Source organism: Streptomyces sp. NPDC052079, from assembly GCF_040680275.1.
In the GTDB taxonomy this organism is placed as follows: Bacteria; Actinomycetota; Actinomycetes; order Streptomycetales; family Streptomycetaceae; genus Streptomyces.
Map to the genome: position 1 here is coordinate 528,915 of NZ_JBFAWL010000001.1, position 18,163 is coordinate 547,077.

Annotated in this window: 13 protein-coding genes and 2 pseudogenes; 11 read left to right on the forward strand and 4 right to left on the reverse strand. The window is 70.7% G+C overall.

What is annotated here, in order from left to right; translation table 11 throughout:
* Complete coding sequence (locus tag AB0L56_RS02630; protein ID WP_365418134.1) at window positions 1-621, reverse strand: DUF6542 domain-containing protein; 621 nt, start codon at window positions 619-621, stop codon at window positions 1-3.
* A gap of 182 nt (window positions 622-803) precedes the next feature.
* Here AB0L56_RS02630 and ychF point away from each other — a divergent pair, with 182 nt between their 5' ends.
* Window positions 804-1,892: a redox-regulated ATPase YchF gene (gene ychF / locus AB0L56_RS02635; protein WP_361022141.1), complete on the forward strand. Its 1,089-nt coding sequence runs from the start codon at window positions 804-806 to the stop codon at window positions 1,890-1,892.
* 692 nt (window positions 1,893-2,584) lie between these two features.
* Complete coding sequence (locus tag AB0L56_RS02640) at window positions 2,585-4,579, forward strand: ATP-binding protein (protein WP_365418138.1); 1,995 nt, start codon at window positions 2,585-2,587, stop codon at window positions 4,577-4,579.
* Window positions 4,580-4,655: 76 nt separating this feature from the next.
* Here the strand turns inward: AB0L56_RS02640 and AB0L56_RS02645 are convergent.
* Window positions 4,656-4,904, reverse strand: a pseudogene (locus AB0L56_RS02645) (LysR family transcriptional regulator); the annotation flags it as partial.
* On the opposite strand from AB0L56_RS02645, the gene AB0L56_RS02650 reads away from it, so the two are divergent.
* From AB0L56_RS02650 to AB0L56_RS02690, 9 genes and pseudogenes are all read left to right on the forward strand, one after another.
* Window positions 4,903-5,733 carry an oxidoreductase gene (locus AB0L56_RS02650; protein ID WP_361022167.1) on the forward strand — a complete coding sequence of 277 codons (831 nt, stop codon included), beginning with the start codon at window positions 4,903-4,905 and terminating at the stop codon, window positions 5,731-5,733. The pseudogene AB0L56_RS02645 and the gene AB0L56_RS02650 overlap by 2 nt on opposite strands.
* Before the next feature lie 266 nt (window positions 5,734-5,999).
* The gene (locus tag AB0L56_RS02655) at window positions 6,000-7,580 is read left to right on the forward strand and encodes a S8 family serine peptidase (RefSeq protein WP_361022170.1); all 1,581 of its coding nucleotides are present in this window, start codon (window positions 6,000-6,002) and stop codon (window positions 7,578-7,580) included.
* A 363-nt stretch (window positions 7,581-7,943) separates the two neighbouring features.
* Window positions 7,944-8,696: a GntR family transcriptional regulator gene (locus AB0L56_RS02660; protein ID WP_361022173.1), complete on the forward strand. Its 753-nt coding sequence runs from the start codon at window positions 7,944-7,946 to the stop codon at window positions 8,694-8,696.
* Between the two features lie 363 nt (window positions 8,697-9,059).
* Window positions 9,060-9,248 (forward strand): SPOR domain-containing protein, encoded by a 189-nt coding sequence (locus AB0L56_RS02665; RefSeq protein ID WP_361022176.1) that lies wholly within the window; start codon window positions 9,060-9,062, stop codon window positions 9,246-9,248.
* A gap of 48 nt (window positions 9,249-9,296) precedes the next feature.
* A complete protein-coding gene (locus AB0L56_RS02670; RefSeq protein ID WP_361022179.1) occupies window positions 9,297-9,710 on the forward strand; it encodes an NUDIX domain-containing protein in 414 nt (137 codons plus the stop codon).
* 183 nt (window positions 9,711-9,893) lie between these two features.
* Window positions 9,894-10,301 (forward strand): ATP-binding protein, encoded by a 408-nt coding sequence (locus tag AB0L56_RS02675; RefSeq protein ID WP_361022182.1) that lies wholly within the window; start codon window positions 9,894-9,896, stop codon window positions 10,299-10,301.
* A 267-nt stretch (window positions 10,302-10,568) separates the two neighbouring features.
* The gene (locus tag AB0L56_RS02680) at window positions 10,569-13,211 is read left to right on the forward strand and encodes a SpoIIE family protein phosphatase (RefSeq protein ID WP_361022185.1); all 2,643 of its coding nucleotides are present in this window, start codon (window positions 10,569-10,571) and stop codon (window positions 13,209-13,211) included.
* 33 nt (window positions 13,212-13,244) lie between these two features.
* A complete protein-coding gene (locus AB0L56_RS02685) occupies window positions 13,245-13,805 on the forward strand; it encodes a GNAT family N-acetyltransferase (RefSeq protein WP_365418145.1) in 561 nt (186 codons plus the stop codon).
* Window positions 13,806-14,408: 603 nt separating this feature from the next.
* Window positions 14,409-15,437 (forward strand): annotated as a pseudogene (locus AB0L56_RS02690) (hypothetical protein); the annotation flags it as partial.
* Here the strand turns inward: AB0L56_RS02690 and AB0L56_RS02695 are convergent.
* A complete protein-coding gene (locus AB0L56_RS02695) occupies window positions 15,424-16,188 on the reverse strand; it encodes a succinate dehydrogenase/fumarate reductase iron-sulfur subunit (RefSeq protein WP_365418148.1) in 765 nt (254 codons plus the stop codon). The pseudogene AB0L56_RS02690 and the gene AB0L56_RS02695 overlap by 14 nt on opposite strands.
* A complete protein-coding gene (locus AB0L56_RS02700; protein ID WP_365418151.1) occupies window positions 16,185-18,158 on the reverse strand; it encodes a fumarate reductase/succinate dehydrogenase flavoprotein subunit in 1,974 nt (657 codons plus the stop codon). The genes AB0L56_RS02695 and AB0L56_RS02700 overlap by 4 nt, the downstream gene beginning before the upstream one ends.
* Between the last annotated feature and the right edge of the window lie 5 nt (window positions 18,159-18,163).

Sequence of the window (18,163 nt, forward strand, 5' to 3'; positions counted from 1 at the left end):
TTACGGACGGGGGCGGCTCCGCGCGAGGCGCCGGTTGACGGCGCGCACCCGGCGCACTCTGCGGACCAGCACGATCACGCACGCGGCGAGCGTGCCGCCGTAGAGCCACCCGGCCTGGGTGGCCAGGGCCGTCACCATGCCCATCAGCCGGTCCAGTGCGCCGCCCTCGCCCTCCTTGGCGACCGGGACCATCCCCACGGCGAAGGCGATCGGCACGACGACGGGCGCGATGAACAGGTTCCCCTCGCGCACCCACAGCGCGGTCAGCACGCACACCGGCAGGTACAGCACGCCGTACACCGTCTGGGACGCCCCGAAGAGTGCCTCGGTCAGCAGTCCGACGACCAGCATCACGGCCCCGCAGAACAGCCCGCTGCCCAGCCCGGTGAGCCGCGGGTTGGGCGGCCTGCGGACCGCGGACGGGGCAGCGGGCCGGCGCTGCGGCGCACGGGCGGGCCGGTCCGGCCGCGTCGACCGTGCGACCCCGCCCGCCGCCGTCCGCCCCGCCTGCGGCGGCAGCGGCGGCCTGACCGGCCGGGACGGCCTGGACGGTTTGGACGTCCCGGGCGCCGGGTCACGTCGCGGTCCGTACTGCGCGGGTCGCGTCCTGTGTTGCTCCACTGGACCAACTTAGGTCGTTTTATGTGCCGAACGGTCCATCAGACACGCCGGGAACCGGAGCTCGGCCGGACGTCCGACGCATCGCCCGGGCGAGTGCGGGCACGCCGTAGACTGGTGGATCGGTCCACACGGCCCCGAGGGCCGACCCTCATCCCCCATCCTCACGTACGGGAAGTCGCAACGTGTCGCTCACGATCGGAATCGTCGGTCTGCCGAATGTCGGCAAGTCGACCCTGTTCAACGCCCTGACCAAGAACGACGTGCTGGCGGCCAACTACCCGTTCGCCACGATCGAGCCGAACATCGGCGTGGTCGGCGTGCCCGACCCGCGCCTGACGAAGCTGGCGGAGATCTTCGGCTCCCAGCGCGTCCTTCCGGCCACGGTCGACTTCGTCGACATCGCGGGCATCGTGCGCGGCGCGTCGGAGGGCGAGGGCCTGGGCAACAAGTTCCTCGCGAACATCCGTGAGTCCGACGCGATCTGCCAGGTCATCCGCGCCTTCAAGGACGAGAACGTCGTCCACGTCGACGGCAAGGTCTCGCCGAAGGGCGACATCGAGACGATCAACACCGAGCTGATCCTCGCCGACCTCCAGACCATCGAGAAGGTGCTGCCCCGCCTCCAGAAGGAGTCGCGGATCAAGAAGGACATCGCGCCCAAGGTCAAGGCGGTAGAGGAGGCCAAGGAGATCCTGGAGAAGGGCGACACCCTCTTCGCCCACGGCGTCGTCCAGGGCAGCGAGCGCGCGGAGCTCCTCCACGACCTGCACCTCCTCACGACGAAGCCGTTCCTCTACGTCTTCAACGTCGACGAGGACGAGCTGATCGACGAGGACTTCAAGAACGAGCAGCGCGCCCTGGTCGCCCCCGCCGAGGCGATCTTCCTCGACGCCAAACTGGAGGCGGACCTCGCCGAGCTGGACGAGGACGAGGCCCTCGAGCTCCTCCAGTCCGTCGGCCAGGACGAGCCCGGCCTCGCCACCCTCGCCCACGTCGGCTTCCGGACCCTCGGCCTGCAGACCTACCTCACGGCCGGTCCCAAGGAGTCCCGCGCCTGGACCATCAAGAAGGGCGCCACCGCCCCCGAGGCCGCCGGAGTCATCCACACCGACTTCCAGAAGGGCTTCATCAAGGCCGAGGTGATCTCCTTCGCCGACCTGGTCGAAACCGGCTCGGTGGCCGAGGCCCGCGCCAAGGGCAAGGCGCGTATGGAGGGCAAGGACTACGTGATGCAGGACGGCGACGTGGTGGAGTTCCGCTTTAACGTGTAGCGGCTGATTCCTTGACCGGCTGAAGTGGCTAGTCGGGGCATGAATTCCCAGGTCAGGGGTCAGATCTTCGGGTCTGGCCCTTCCTGTTTTCTCCTGCGGATTCACCGGAGCACGGGACGAGGAGGCACCGTACGAGGCCTGGCCGCTCGGTTCTCCACCTTGTGCCTTCCACGGCCGCGAGCCTGTGGTGCTCATCTCCGACGAGAACGGCGCGTTCACCAGGCCGACGGTCGTCCCGACCCCGGGGGCGTAGACCACGGGCGAGGAGTTTGAGTACACGACGTATCGAAGCGTCGCCCTGGCCATGTCGGTGCCCTTCACCGATTGGGGGGAAGCACGGAGCAGCGTGAATCAGGCAGAACTCGGCGCCGCGCTGCGGGCGCTGCGGCAGGCGGCGTGAAGAGCCAGAGGTGAGAGCGGGGGTGGGGGTACGATCGCCTGAATGCCGCACCGCTCTCTGACCAGCCATGGACAGGGCGTTGAGTGCAGCGAGGACTACTTGTGTGAGGACGGGGCCTTCTCCGCGGCAACAGTCTTATCTCTGCCCTGAAGCCCAGAGACATAGTGGACGCAATCCCGTCGCTCGAAAATATCGAGTGACGTTTATCAGGTATCCGAGTTAAAGATCGGGGAGGCGTCCCGCTTCCCTCTTGGTCCCATCAGATGACGATGACGCGGAGGGTGCTGACCTCATGGCGAAGCTTCGGTTGACCGTCGGGCGGGGGCACGTCGAGGAGCTGGCACGCCTGCGTCATCCTGTGGGAGCCGTCGAGGAGCTGATCTGGAACTCTCTCGACGCGGACGCCGAGACTGTCACCGTGACACTTGAGCGCAACGACTTCGGTGGAGTCGACCGGGTCGCCGTGATCGACGACGGCACTGGTATCGCGGCGGAGAAGTGCAGCGACTACTTCGAGCAGATCGGTACGTCCTGGAAGAAGCGCACGCAGTTCAGCGAGGTCAAGAAACGCGTGCTGCACGGCAAGAATGGGCGAGGCCGAGTCGGGGCCTTCGCGCTCGGTAGCGAGGTTCGCTGGACCAGCGTGAGCGGGATGCAGGGGATCCGCCGGCGCGTGGTCATCGAGTCCGATCGCGACTCCATGGACGAGTTCGACGTCAGCGATCCCGAGCCGACGGCCGATGCGACGGGGACGATCTTCGAGGCGTTCGGCGGGGAGGACCTCCAGAAGCTGACCGAGGACGCCGCCCGTACCGCGCTCACTGCTGCCTTCGCGCTCCATCTGGAGGCGTATCCGGACATCTGCATCACGTACGACGGGACGCGGCTGGACCCGGCGTCGGAACAGGTTCACGTCGATACGTATGAGGTGGCGGCTCCGCCGGGCAGTTCTCACCCGGCGGCGCAGCTGAAGATCATCGAGTGGTCGCGTCCGTACTCCCGGGCTCTGTTCCTCTGCGACGGCCGAGGTATGTCCTTGGCGCAGCTGAAGCCGGAGATCCAGGCTCCGGGCTTCCACTTCACGGCTTACCTGTCCTGGTCGGGTTTCGAGGATGATTCGGTCGGCGACCTCGCCTTCGCCGATTGGACCCCGGAGGGGCCCGCTGCCGAGGTATTGGCCGAAGCCCGGGAGCGTATGCGTGAGCACTTCCGTTCCCGCGCCGACGAGCGCCGTCGTGAGCTTGTCGACTCGTGGCGCGCGGAGGGCTTCTACCCCTATACCGGCGAGCCCGCCAACGACCAGGAGCGCGCCGAGCGCGAGACCTTCGACGCCGTGGCGACCGCGGTCGTCCGGCACTTGCCGGCAAGCAAGAGGGCGCAGAAGGTGTCCTTCGCGCTTCTGCGTTCCGTCCTGACCCACGAGCCGGGCGAAGTGCTCCGTATCGCCGAGGAACTGTTCGCGCTCTCCAAGCAGGAGCAGGCGGAGCTAAGCCGGCTGCTGGACCGTACGCCGCTATCGGCCCTGATCAAGGCATCCACTGCGACGACTGGACGCCTCGACTTCTTGTCCGCTCTGGAGCACCTCGTTTTTGACCCCGTGGCCAAGGGGCGGGTCAAGGAACGCACCGAGCTGCACCGGATCCTGGAGAACGAGTGCTGGATCTTTGGTGAGGAGTACGCGCTGCACGTCAGCGACCGCAGTCTGAATGAGGTGCTGAGACAGCACTGTCGTCTTCTCGATCGGGACACACCTGCACCGGCCCCCGTTCTGAGAGAGGACGGGAGTCGGGGGATCGTCGACCTCATGCTGTCCCGTGCTGCCTGGCAGCGGAAAGGGGAGCGTCACCATCTCGTGATCGAACTCAAGAGGTCGAATGTCACGCTCAGCATGTCCGAGTTCACGCAGATCAACAGCTATGCGCAAGCGGTCATGAACGACGACAGGTTCCGGGACCCCAAAGTGACCTGGGACTTCTGGCTGGTGGGCAATGCCATGGACGACGGTCTTCGCCAACTCGCGCACCAGCAGGACCGGATGCCTGGATGTGCTGTCAACCAGCCCACGTACCGGATCAGGGTACGAACCTGGGGCGAGATCATCGAGGACGCGCAGGAGCGGCTCCGCTTCTACAGCGAGCAGCTTGAGTACCAGTCGTCGACCGAGCACGCCATGGACTATCTGATCAGGGAACACACTGACGCGGTCATGGAGCTGGTGAGTGACGGTACGGTGCCCGCGGCCAGGGCGGGGGACAGTGGAACGATCGGAGCTGCCGCCACCTCATGAGGCCCTATCCCTACGGCGGTGAAGTGCTGCGCTGCGCCGCCCGCGCCCGTCCCACCGCCGCGGACCCCTCCTCCTACGTCTCCAGCACGCGCCGGGCGTGCGGCAGCAGTTCCGTGCCGGTGGGGGTGAGCACCACGCCCTGCCGGTCGCGCCGGAACTCCAGCGCCCGGATCTACTTGCTCAGGGTCGGCTGGGAGACGTGCAGGCGCTCGGCCGCACGGGTGAAGTGCAGTTCCTCTGCCACGGCCAGGGAGTAGCGGAGATGCCGCGCGGCGGCAGGGTGGTTCTCGAGACGGAGGGCAGTCGAGGCGCGAGGAGCCGGGATGGACAAGGTGTGGCTGATCACGGGAGCCGGCAGTGGGTTCGGGCGGGCGATTGCCGAGGCGGCACTTGCCGACGGTGATGTGGTGGTCGGCGCGCTGCGGCGGCCCGAGGCGTTGGACGACCTGGTTGCGGCCCACCCCGACCAGGTGGAGGCGCTGCGGCTGGACGTCGCCGACGTCGAGGAGGACGAGGCCGTCGTGCGGGACGTCGTGGCGCGGCACGGGCGGATCGACGTACTGGTCAACAATGCGGGCCGGACGCATGTGGGGGCGTTCGAGGAGACCGCCGACGAGGAGTTGCGCGAGCTGTTCGATGTGCATGTCTTCGGGCCCGCCGCGCTTGTGCGGGCCGCGCTGCCGGGCATGCGGGAGCGGCGCTCCGGGGCGATCGTGCAGATGAGCAGCATGGGCGGGCAGATGTCCTTCGCCGGTTTCGGGGCGTACAGCGGAACCAAGTTCGCGCTGGAGGGCATGTCGGAGGCGCTCGCGGACGAGGTGCGGGAGTTCGGCATCAGGGTGCTGATCGTCGAGCCGGGTTCCTTCCGGACGTCGCTGTTCGACACCCGCAGGGCGGGGGTCAGCCCCGACAGCGGCGTGTACGCCAACGTCGGCGAGACCCGCGCGGCCGTCGCCGCCGGTGACGGCACCCAGCCCGGCGATCCCGCGAAGGCGGCGGCGCTCATCCTGGCCGCCCTGGAGGCGGAGGACGCGCCCCTGCGGCTGCCGCTCGGTGACGACGGTGTCGGCGCGGTCCTCGGCCATCTCGACCAGGTCCGGGAGGACGTCCTGGCCTGGGAGAAGCGCACCCGCGCCACGGCCTTCGACGACTGACGGCCGCTCCGGCGCGACCGGGCGGCCCGCCTCGCAGGGGCGGGCCGCCCGGTGTCGTGTTGTCGTCGCCCCGGCCCATCACATTGGTGCAGGGCCCTTGTGCAAGTCCTGTGGACCCCTCAATCTTTCGGCTGACGCACGGACTTGGTTGCTGATGTTGACATGATCCTGTCAGTGGCTGATTCGTTTCGCCACACGCGCGACACGTGCGCCGACCGCACCAGCCCCCACAGCACGCGCACCACCGACTGAGGAGGAACCCTCACATGACAGTGATGCGTCACCCCCGGCGAAGACTGGCCACCCTGGGCGCCGCGACCACGGCGGCCCTGGTCGCGAGCCTGGTCTCCGCTCTCCCCGTGGGCGCGGCTCCGGCCGCTCCCGAAGGCCGCATCCAGTACGCGGGCGCCGCCAACGCCGTCGCCGGCAGCTACATCGTGACCCTGAAGGCCGACGAGGCCCGCTCCGGCTCCGCCGAGGGCCGCGCCCTGGCCCAGAAGTACGGCGCCGACATCGAGCGCACCTACACCAAGGCGCTCAACGGCTACGAGGTCGAGGCCTCCGAGACCGAGGCGAAACGTCTTGCCGCCGACCCGGCCGTCGCCGCCGTGGTCCAGAACCGCACCTTCCATGTCACCGGAACCCAGCCCAACCCGCCCTCCTGGGGCCTGGACCGCATCGATCAGCGGAACCTTCCGCTCAACAACGCGTACACCTACCCGGATTCGGCCGGGCAGGGCGTGACGGCGTACGTCATCGACACCGGCGTCCGCATCACCCACAACGACTTCGGCGGCCGGGCGTCCTACGGCTACGACGCAATCGACAACGACAACACCGCCCAGGACGGCCACGGCCACGGCACGCACGTCGCCGGCACGGTCGCGGGCAGTTCCTACGGTGTGGCGAAGAAGGCGAAGGTGGTCGGCGTCCGGGTGCTGAACGACGCCGGCTCCGGCACCACGGCCCAAGTCGTCGCCGGCCTCGACTGGGTGGCGCGCAACGCGGTCAAGCCGGCCGTCGCCAACATGTCCCTCGGCGGCGGTGCGGACAGCGCCCTCGACGCGGCCGTCCGCAACGCCATCGCCTCCGGCGTCACCTTCGTCGTCGCGGCCGGCAACGAATCCACCAACGCCTCCACCAAGTCCCCGGCCCGGGTGACCGAGGCGATCACCGTCGGCGCCACCGCCTCCGGCGACGCACGCGCCGGCTACTCCAACTACGGTTCCGTCCTGGACCTCTTCGCTCCGGGCTCCTCCATCACCTCCGCCTGGCGCACCAGCGACACGGCCACCAACACCATCTCCGGTACGTCCATGGCGAGTCCGCACGTCGCCGGCGCCGCCGCCCTCCACCTGGCCGACCACCCCTCGGCCACCCCCGCCCAGGTCTCCTCCGCGCTGACCTCCGCCGCCACCACCGGCGTTGTCGGCAACCCGGGCAGCGGATCGCCCAACCGCCTGCTGTTCGTGGGCGAGGGGGACACCACCCCGCCCCCCACCGGTGACCGCTTCGAGAACACGAGCGACTACACCATCGCCGACAACTCCACCGTCGAGTCCCCGGTGACCGTCTCCGGCGTCTCCGGCAACGCGCCCTCGAACCTGGCCGTCGAGGTCGACATCACCCACACCTACATCGGCGACCTCCAGGTCCAGCTGATCGCCCCCGACGGCACGGCGTACACGCTGAAGCCGTACGGCACCGGCGGCAGCGCCAACGACATCCGTACCACCTACACCGTCGACGCCTCCGGTGAGCCGGCGAACGGCACCTGGAAGCTGCGCGTCAGCGACAACGCGTGGTGGGACAGCGGCCGGCTCAACGGCTGGGCCCTGCAGTTCTGACGCGCATCCGCCCGGCGAACGGGCACACCCTCGCCCCCGGGAAAGGTTCCCGGGGGCGAGGCGCGTCACCGCGCGCCCACACCGACGCGGGCCGGGACGTGACCGATCGCTTCCTCTCGGTCACCGCATGCAACGTTCCCGGTCCGACCGAGACGCCGGCCGCGTACGACGATGGGGGCGGGGCGCGAGGTGGAAAGCGCTGACATGGAGGTGTGACCGGCGCCATAGCGGGGAGAAAGTGCCTGGGTAAAGCCCTCCCGCAACAGATGTCATCACATCGAGTGATTCTCTGGCCTTTGCTTGCCTGGCAGAACCTACGGTTGCCACGCTGTAGCTGTCTGTACAAGCTGATGGGAGTGGCCCGTGACATTCGGTGAGCAGCCGGCGTACCTGCGCGTCGCGGGTGATCTCCGCAAGAAGATCGTCGACGGCCGACTGCCACCGCACACCAGGCTCCCCTCCCAGGCCAGGATCCGCGAGGAGTACGGCGTCTCGGACACGGTCGCGCTGGAGGCGCGCAAGGTGCTCATGGCGGAGGGACTCGTCGAGGGCCGTTCCGGGTCGGGGACGTATGTGCGGGAGCGTCCGGTGCCCCGGCGGGTGGCCCGCTCGGGGTTCCGTCCGGAGCGGGGGGCCACGCCCTTTCGTCAGGAGCAGGCCGACGCGGGTGCCCGCGGCACCTGGGAGTCCAGCAGCGAGCAGGCCGACGCCGGCACCGCCATCGCCGGCCGGCTCGCCATCGAGCCCGGTGACCGCGTGATGCGCACCAAGTACCTTTTCCGGGAGGCGGGCGAGCCGATGATGCTCTCCACCTCCTGGGAGCCGCTCGCCCTCACCGGCCGGACCCCGGTGATGCTCCCCGAGGAGGGGCCGCTGGGCGGCATGGGCGTCGTCGAGCGCATGCGCGCCATCGACGTGATCGTGGACAACGTCACCGAGGAGGTCGGCGCCCGTCCCGGCCTCGCCGAGGAACTGGCCCTGCTGGGCGGCGTCCCCGGGCATGTGGTCCTGGTCATCCAGCGCACGTATTTCGCCTCCGGCCGGCCGGTGGAGACGGCGGACGTGGTCATTCCCGCCGACCGTTACCGGGCCTCCTACCACCTTCCGGTGAAGTAGCGCCGTCCCGTCCCGCTCCCGCCCCACCACCCCCTCGCGCCCGTTCCGCGCCCCCGGCTCCGCGTCCGCCCCGGCGCGCGGCGCGGTGCACCGGGGCCCGCAGCCGTAGCAATCTGGCCGTTCTCGCAGGTCGCCCCCGGAGCGGGGCGCGCCGGGCGGTATGCCGCTGACCGGATGTGTCGGCCCTCGCGCACGGCGCAGTGAGCACCGTGCGCCCCCTGCGTACTGGCCGGTTGCGTGCCTCTTTGTGAAAAGGCGTATTCGCTCAGTGAAGGTAAGGCGTAGGCTCGGGCATATGCGGACTGCGGTTTCCTTACCGGGCGGGGCGCGGCACAGGCCGCGGGCGGGAAGTGGAGGGGAGCGATGAACGAGGGCACGGTGACACTTCCCTGGCTCGTCGTGCGTCAGGACGACAACGGCAATCGCTACCGGGTGGGCAGGTACGCGACCCGCGCCGAGGCGGAGAAGATCGCGGACAGCCTCGACGGGCGAGAACACAGGCAGCTCTACTGGGTCGAGCGGATCAGCCAGAACGGAAACTCCGCGGACTGACCCGGCCGTCGGCGGGTCCCGGCCCGTGTCTCCCGTAGGCTCCGGAGTATGAGTGAGCGGGTCGTGGTGGTCGGGGCGGCGTTGTGGCACGAGGGGCGGCTGCTTGCCGCCCGCCGGAGTGCGCCCGCCGAGCTGGCCGGGCGCTGGGAGTTGCCCGGGGGCAAGGTCGAACCGGGAGAGGCCCCGGACGCCGCCGTCGTACGGGAGTTGCGCGAGGAGCTCGGGGTCGACGCGGAGGCGGCCGAGCGGGTGCCGGGGGAGTGGGCGCTGCGGGAGCCGTATGTGCTGCAGGTGTGGACGGCGCGGCTGCGCCCCGGGTCCGCCGCTCCCGAACCCCTCCAGGACCACGACGAGCTGCGCTGGCTCACCCCCGGCCGGATCTGGGACGTCGACTGGCTCGACCACGATGTGCCGGCCGTCCGGGACACCCTCGCCCACCTCGGCCTGCGCGAGGGCGTGTGAAGCGTGACTCCGGCGTACGGACGCGGGGGTGACGGAGCGTGGGCGCCCTCCCGCGCCATACGTGCCACGATGCGCCGTCGACGGGGTACTCGGTCCGGGATATCGGGTATGTGCCCATTAACGCCATGAAACCGGACATGGGTGGGCCTCCTCACGGGACTCCCTCACTCCCTCGGCAGGGAAGTGATCCGCGTGACCGACAGCGACGGCGACTGGGCCGCGTGGACCTTCAACGCGGACCCGGGAGCCGTGCGCGCCGCCCGCTCCGCCGTCCGTGACCAGCTCCGGCTGTGGGGTCTCGACAGCGTGGGCGACCTGGCCGCCCTGCTGGTCAGCGAACTCGTCACCAACGCCCTGCGGTACGCCACCGGCCCCGTGGGCGTGCGCCTCGTCCGCCCCTCCGGCCCCGACGAAGTCCTCCGGGTGGAGGTCTCCGACCCGCTCCCCGACCCTCCGCACGAACGCGACGCCCTGCCCGATGACGAAGGCGGCCGGGGACTGCATCTCGTGGCCTCCGCCTCCCGCCGCTGGGGCACCCGGCCCGGCGGCGCCGGCAAGACCGTGTGGTTCGAACTGGCGGTGCCCGGATGAGACCTCGCACGGGCGTTCACTGATGTACGCGGCGCACCCTTCCGTCGAGTGACCGGTTCAGGCCTGTGGAGGATGTCGAAGAGGGGGGTTCGACGACGTGTCCGCTGGTTAGAAGACTGGGAGTGTTCTCACGGCGCGGACCGAAAAGCATCGGGACCGTGCTGTGATCGTGAACACCGTGTCGTGCGGCGCCGTAGTGCTGGATACTGCGGGCAGCCGCCCCCGGTGACCGGTGCCGGACGCGGTGAGCTGGAGGGGACGGTTCGCGTGAGCGAGATACCAGCGAAGGCCACGGAGTCCGAGGACTCGACGGGCGGCGCGAGGGGAAGGGCCGCCGACGGCCCTCTCCCCGGCGATGCCGCATCCGGCGACGGCATGTGGCAGAGCAGTCCGCCCGGCTCCATGTACGACTACATCAAGGTGGCCTCCTTCTCCATCGGCCCGGACGGTCTGGTCGACCAGTGGAGCCTGCGCGCCGAGCAGATCTTCGGTATCTCCGCGGAGCGCGCCGTCGGCGTGGACCCCATCGAGGCGTTCGTCGAACCCGTCCGGCGGGAGCGCAGCCAGCGCAAGATGGCCGAGATCCTCGACGGCCGCGAGTGGACCGGAGTGGTGCCATTCCGGCTGCCGGACACACTGGTGGCCGACGAGCGCGACCGGGAGGGCGTCGCCGAGGTCTACGTCATGCCGACGCGGACCGAGGAGGGTGAGAGGGCCGCCGTCTGCATCGTCGTCGACGTCCGCACCCTGCGCCGCATCGAGACCGACCTCGCCGCCTCGCAGGCCATATTCGGCCAATCTCCGTTCGGCTTCCTGCTCATCGACCCCGACCTGCGGGTACGCCGCGCCAACGAGCGGTTCGCGTCCATCTACGGCGGCACCCCCGACGACCACCGCGGCAAGGGCGTGTACGACTATCTGCCGCGCGGGGAGGCCGAGCGGGTCGAGGCGACCCTGCGCCGGGTCCTGGAAACCGGCAACTCCATCACGGACATGCACGTCACGGGCTTCGTCCCGGGCTCCGACGAGCGCCGCCACTGGTCCATCAACCTCTACCGCGTGCACAGCGGCAGCGGCCGGCCCATCGGCATCGCCTGGCTCGGAACCGACATCACGGCCCGCCGCGCCGCCGCCCGGGAGGCCGCCGCCGCGCGGCGCAATCTCGCCCTCCTCAACGAGGCGGGCGCCCGGATCGGCAATTCCCTCGACCTGGAGACCACCGCCCGCCAGCTCCTCGACGTGGTCGTCCCCGGCTTCTGCGACCTGGCCACCGTCGACCTCTACCAGGGCCTGCTGGCCGGCGACGAGACTCCGCCCGGGCTCGCCGACGGCAGCGCGGAGGTGCGCAGGGTCGCCTTCGCCAGCGCGGTCTCCGACGCGCCGTTCAGCGGGACCGGGGAGCCGGTCAAGCTCGGCGCCGTCCACCACTACGCGTTCAACTCGCCCTGCGCCGACGCCCTGCGCACCGCACGCCCGCAGACCGTCCCCGGCGAGGACGGCGGCCTGGTGCAGTCCACGCTCGCGGTGCCGATGGTCGCCCACGACACCGTGGTGGGCCTTGCCCAGTTCGCCCGCACCAAGGGCAGCGAACCGTTCGGCGACCGCGACCGCGACCTCGCGGTGGAACTCGCCGCGCGGGCCGCCGTCTGCATCGACAACGCCCGGCTGTACCGGCGCGAGCACGAACGCGCGTTGATACTGCAGCGCTCCCTGCTTCCGCCCGGCGACCCGGAGGCCTCCGGCCTCGACATCGCCTGCCGCTATCTGCCCGGCAACGTGGCCACCGGCCGGCCCAGCGAGGTCGGCGGCGACTGGTTCGACGTCATCGAACTGCCCGGGCACCGCACCGCGCTGGTCGTCGGCGACGTCATGGGACGCGGGCTGCGCGCGGCCGTGGCGATGGGCGAACTGCGCACCGCCGTACGCACCCTGGCCCAGCTCGACCTGGAACCCGCCGAGGTGCTCTCCCAGTTGGACGAGATCGCCCGGGGGCTCGGCGCCCCCGGCGGCCGCCCCTCCCAGGCCTTCGCCGGAGGCGTCCAGCAGGCCACCAGAGCCGCCCGCAGGCCCCGCGAGGCGGACCTGTCCGAGGTGTACCTGGCGACCTGCGTCTACGCCGTCTACGACTCGGTGACCCGGCGCTGCACCTTCGCCAACGCGGGCCATCTGCCGCCCGTCCTGGTCGAACCCGGCGAGTCCGCGCTGATGCTGGACGTGCCGCCCGGCATGCCGCTCGGCGTCGGCGGGGAGCCCTTCGAGGAGGTGGAGGTCGAACTACCCGAAGGCGCCCTGCTGGCGCTCTACACGGATGGACTGGTCGAAAGCCGCGATCACCCCCTCGACGAGGGCCTGCAGGCCTTCGTCGGCACCCTGACGGATCCCTCCGCACCCCTCGAGGACGTCTGCGACCACGTCCTCAACACCCTCGACACCCACCACGGCGAGGACGACATCGCCCTGCTGATGGCCCGCGTCCAGGGACTGCCCGCCGACTCCGTCGGCGACTGGACCCTGCCTCGTGAGCCCCGCAGCGTGGGCCGGGCCCGTGAGTACGCCCGGGCCCAGCTGATGGACTGGGACATGGAGCCGCTGGTCGACACCACGGAACTCCTGGTCAGCGAACTCGTCACCAACGCCCTGCGGTACGGCGAGGGAGAGATCAGACTCCGCCTCCTCCTCGACCGCACGCTGGTTTGCGAGGTCTGGGACGCCGGCCTGGTCCAGCCCCGCCGCCGAAGGGCCCGGGACACCGACGAGGGAGGCCGCGGCCTCCAGCTCGTGGGCCTGCTCAGCGCGGCCTGGGGCTCCCGCCGCACCCCCCGCGGCAAGACGGTGTGGTTCGAACTCCCCCTCCCCGGCACCGACACCACCCTCACCGACCCGGCGGAGGCCCTGCTGAGCCTGTTCTGACGAGACGCCGGCGGGGTGCGTACGCTGTGCGCCATGCACCTCACCCCGGCAACTCCGGTACGCCTGACGGCCGGCACCCTCGTGCTGCGTCCCTGGGCCCCGGAGGACGCGGCGGTCCTTGCCGAGCTGTACCAGGACGAGGCCCTGCGCCGCTGGGCGGCCGCGCCCGTGCACGACGAGCCGAGCGCGGCGCGTTGGGTGGCCGAGCAGCAGCGCGGCTGGGAGACCGGTGAGCGCTTCGCGTTCGCCGTGCAGGAGCCCCGGGCATCCGACGCCCGGCCGGCGGGCAACGTCGTCCTCAAGCGCCCTGCCACGCCCTCCTCCTCCGCCGAGGTCGGCTACTGGACGGCGGCCCATGCACGGGGCAAGGGAGTGGCCCCGCGCGCTCTCACGGCCCTGGCCGACTGGGCCTTCGGCGCCTTCGCGCACCAGGGCCTGACCCGCCTGGAGTTGCTGCACCAGGTCGACAACACGGCCTCCTGCCGCGTCGCAGAGAAGAGCGGCTTCGCGCTGTACGGTGTGCTCCCCGCCGCCCCGCCGGCCTTCCCCCTCGACGGCCACCAGCACATACGCCGGGCTCCCACCGCCGGGTGATCGCAACCGGAACAGCCGTTCCCCTCGTCCTCCCCCGCAACATCAACAACGCGACTGCCCCGGGGGAGTCGCCCGGGCGAGGGGTGATCCGGCATGGAACGCACAGAGCCACAGGAACCGGCGCCCCCGGCCCCGGAGCCGGGCCCCGACACGTCTGCCGAGCCGACTCCCGACGCTTCGGCCGAGCCGTCCCCCGGCGTTTCTGCTGAGCCGGGCCCTGACACCTCCCCGGAGCAGACCCGCAGCGTTTCTGCTGAGCCGGTCCCTGACGTTTGTGCCGAGCCGTCCCCCGGCGTCGAGCCAGCCCCTGAGGCCTCGCCGGAGCCGTCCCCTGACGTTCCCGCCGAGCCGGGCGCTGACGTCTTCCCGGAGCCGTCCCCTGACGTTCCCGCCGAGCCGGGCGCTGACGTCTTCCCGGAGCCGTCCCCTGGCGTTCCGGCCGAGCCGGGCCCTGCGGTCTCGCCGGAGCCGTCCCCCGACGTTCCCGCCGAGCCGGTCCCTGAGGCCTCCCCGGAGCCGACCCCCGGCGCTTCCGCCGAGCCAGGTCCCGGTGCCGCGCCGGAGTCGGTTGACGGTGACTCCGGCGGGCCGGCACCGGAACGGCGCCGTAGACCCTGGGTCCGTCGGGTCAGACGGGCCGCACTCGTCGTCGCCCTCGTGCTGCTCGTGCCGGTGCTTGCCGTCGGGGTGGCCCTGCGTGTCAATTACGTGGGTAACCCGGCGGAGGGGACGTACAGCCGGGGCCGGGACGCCATGTGGCTGGGGCATGCCTGGGTTGACGGGCGTAAGAAGGACGCCGGCGTCGGCGCGCTCGCTCGCCGCCTGGAGGGGACGGGGATTCGGGATCTCTACGTGCACACCGGCCCCTTGGAGCACGACGGGACCCTGCCGGAGTCGGCCTATCCGCGCGCCCGTTGGTTCATTGACGCCGTGCACCGGGAGCTGCCGGGCGTTCGTGTCCAGGCGTTCCTCGGGGACGTCCTCGCCAACGGCGGCCCCGAGGGCCTGCACCTGGACCGCGCCGCCACCCGCGCCGAGGTCGTCCGCAGCGCCGGCCAGGTCCTGGACGCCGGGTACGACGGCGTCCACCTCGACCTGGAACCCGTGCACTCCGGCGACCGGTGCTACCTCTCCCTCCTGGACGACCTGCGCGACGTCACCCGCGCCGAGGACGCCCAGCTGTCCGTCGCCGCCCACCAGATCGACCCGCTCCCGGCCCTGCACACCGTGGTCGGCGTGTTCGCCGACCACCCCAAGTGGTGGTCGCAGGAGTTCTTCGGCCAGGTTGCCCGGCGCGTCGACCAGATCGCCGTGATGACGTACGACACCGCGCAGCCGCTGGAGGGCACCTACGGCGGCTATGTCGCCCAGCAGACCTCCCTCGCCCTGGAGGTCACCCCGCCCACCACCCACCTGCTGATCGGTCTGCCGTTCTACTACGAGAGCAACTTCGGTCACTGGGGCCACGCCGAGACCGTCGCCGCCGCCGTCCGCGGCGCCCGCCTCGGCCTCTCCCGGACCGACCCCGGCCGGGAGCTCTTCGGCGTCGCCCCGTACATCGACTTCGCGGCGACGGAGACGAACTGGAAGGAGTACCGGGAGGGCTGGCTGCGCCGCCCTAACGCCTCCTGATCTTCGAACCCAGCCACACCAGCGGGTCGTACTTGCGGTCCACCGCCCGTTCCTTCAACGGGATCAGCGCGTTGTCCGTGATTTTGATGCCCTCGGGGCAGACCTCCGTGCAGCACTTGGTGATGTTGCAGTAGCCGAGGCCGTGTTCGTCCTGGGCCGTGCGCTTGCGGTCCAGGCCGGTGTCCTCCGCCGCGTCCAGCGGATGCATGTCGAGCTCCGCCACCCGCATCAGGAAGCGCGGCCCGGCGAACGCCTGCTTGTTCTCCTCGTGGTCCCGGATCACATGGCAGACGTCCTGGCACAGGAAGCACTCGATGCACTTGCGGAACTCCTGCGAACGCTCCACGTCCTCCTGCATCATCCGGTACTCGCCCGGACCGACCCCCTCCGGCGGCACGAAGGAGGGGACCTCCCGGGCCTTGGTGTAGTTGAAGCCGACGTCCGTCACCAGGTCCCGGATCACCGGGAAGGCCCGCAGCGGGGTCACGGTGACGGTCTCGTCCCGCTCGAACACCGACATCCGGGTCATGCACAGCAGCCGCGGGCGCCCGTTGATCTCCGCCGAGCACGATCCGCACTTGCCTGCCTTGCAGTTCCAGCGCACGGCGAGGTCGGGCGCCTGGGTGGCCTGGAGCCGGTGGATGATGTCGAGGACGACCTCGCCGTCGTTCACCTCGACCTGGAAGTCCTCCAGGCCGCCGCCCTGCGCGTCCCCCCGCCACACCTTGAAGCGGGCGTTGTAGCTGCTCACTCGTAGAGCTCCTCTTCGGCGAGGTACTTGACCAGCTCGTCCTTCTCGAAGAGGGCGAGCAGGTCGGGGCGGATGGGTTCGGTGGTCTCACGGGTGAGGGCGATCCGGCCGCGCGCCGCGCCGTCGGCCGCGGAACCGTCCGCGGTGTCGGCCAGCGCACACAGCAGATTGACGTTGCGCCAGGACCGGTCCATCTCCGCGTAGTCCTCGCGGGTGTGGCCGCCGCGCGACTCGGTGCGTTCCAGTGCCGCGCGGGCCACGCACTCGCTGACCAGCAGCATGTTCCTGAGGTCGAGGGCGAGGTGCCAGCCCGGGTTGAACTGCCGGTGCCCCTCGACCCCGGCCCGGCCCGCCCGTACCCGCAGCTCGGCGAGCTTCTCCAGGGCCCGCTTCATCTCGTGCTCACGGCGGATGATGCCGACCAGGTCGTTCATGGTCTGCTGGAGCTCCTGGTGCACGGTGTACGGGTTCTCCGGCGGGCCCTCGGCCGGTTCCCCGCCCTCCGCGGAGAACGGGCGCAGGGCCTCCGCGGCGGCCGTGTCGACCTGCACGTCGTGCACGCGGGGCCGCTCGGCCCCCGCGGCGCCCGCGTACTCGGCCGCGTGCCGGCCCGCCCGGCGCCCGAACACCAGCAGGTCCGAGAGGGAGTTGCCGCCCAGCCGGTTCGAGCCGTGCATCCCGCCGGCCACCTCACCGGCCGCGAACAGCCCCGGCACCCCGCGCGCCGCCGCCGAGTCGGAGTCGACGGCGATGCCGCCCATCACGTAGTGACAGGTCGGCCCGACCTCCATCGCCTCCGCCGTGATGTCCACGTCCGCCAGCTCCTTGAACTGGTGGTACATCGACGGCAGCCGCCGTTTGATCACCTCGGCCGGCATCCGCGTGGACACGTCCAGGAACACCCCGCCGTGCGGGGAGCCGCGGCCCGCCTTCACCTCGGCGTTGATCGCGCGGGCCACCTCGTCGCGGGGGAGCAGTTCGGGCGGGCGCCGGTTGTGGTCCGGGTCGTCGTACCAGCGGTCGCCCTCCTCCTCGGACTCGGCGTACTTGTCCTTGAAGACGTCCGGGATGTAGTCGAACATGAACCGCTTGCCCTCGGAGTTGCGCAGCACCCCGCCGTCCCCGCGCACCGACTCGGTGACCAGGATGCCCTTCACCGACGGCGGCCAGACCATCCCCGTCGGGTGGAACTGCACGAACTCCATGTTCAGCAGCGGGGCCCCGGCCAGCAGCGCCAGCGCGTGCCCGTCGCCGGTGTACTCCCACGAGTTCGACGTCACCTTGAACGACTTGCCGATCCCGCCGGTGGCGATCACCACGGCGGGCGCCTCCAGCACGAAGAACCGCCCGGATTCGCGCTCGTACCCGAAGACCCCGCTCACCCTCCCCCAGCCTTCGGCCGGGGGGACCCCCATCTCGCTTCGCTCGCCGTCCTTCAGCACGCGTGTGACCGTGCACTCCTGGAAGACCTTCAGCCGGGACTCGTGGTTCCCGGTCTCCCGGAAGTCCTCCTGCTGGAGCGAGACGATCTTCTGCTGGAGGGTGCGGATCAGCTCCAGGCCCGTACGGTCCCCGACGTGGGCGAGGCGCGGGTACTCGTGGCCGCCGAAGTTGCGCTGCGAGATCCGGCCGTCCTTCGTCCGGTCGAACAGCGCGCCCCAGGTCTCCAGCTCCCACACCCGCTGCGGGGCCTCCTGGGCGTGCAGCTCGGCCATCCGCCACTGGTTGAGGAACTTCCCGCCGCGCATGGTGTCGCGGAAGTGGACCTGCCAGTTGTCACCGGCGTTGACATTCCCCATCGCCGCCGCGATGCCGCCCTCGGCCATCACGGTGTGCGCCTTGCCGAACAGCGACTTGCAGATCACAGCCGTACGGGCGCCCCTCTCGCGCGCCTCGATCGCGGCGCGCAGACCGGCGCCGCCGGCCCCGACCACGACGACGTCCCACTCCTGTCGGTCGACCACGGACATCAGTG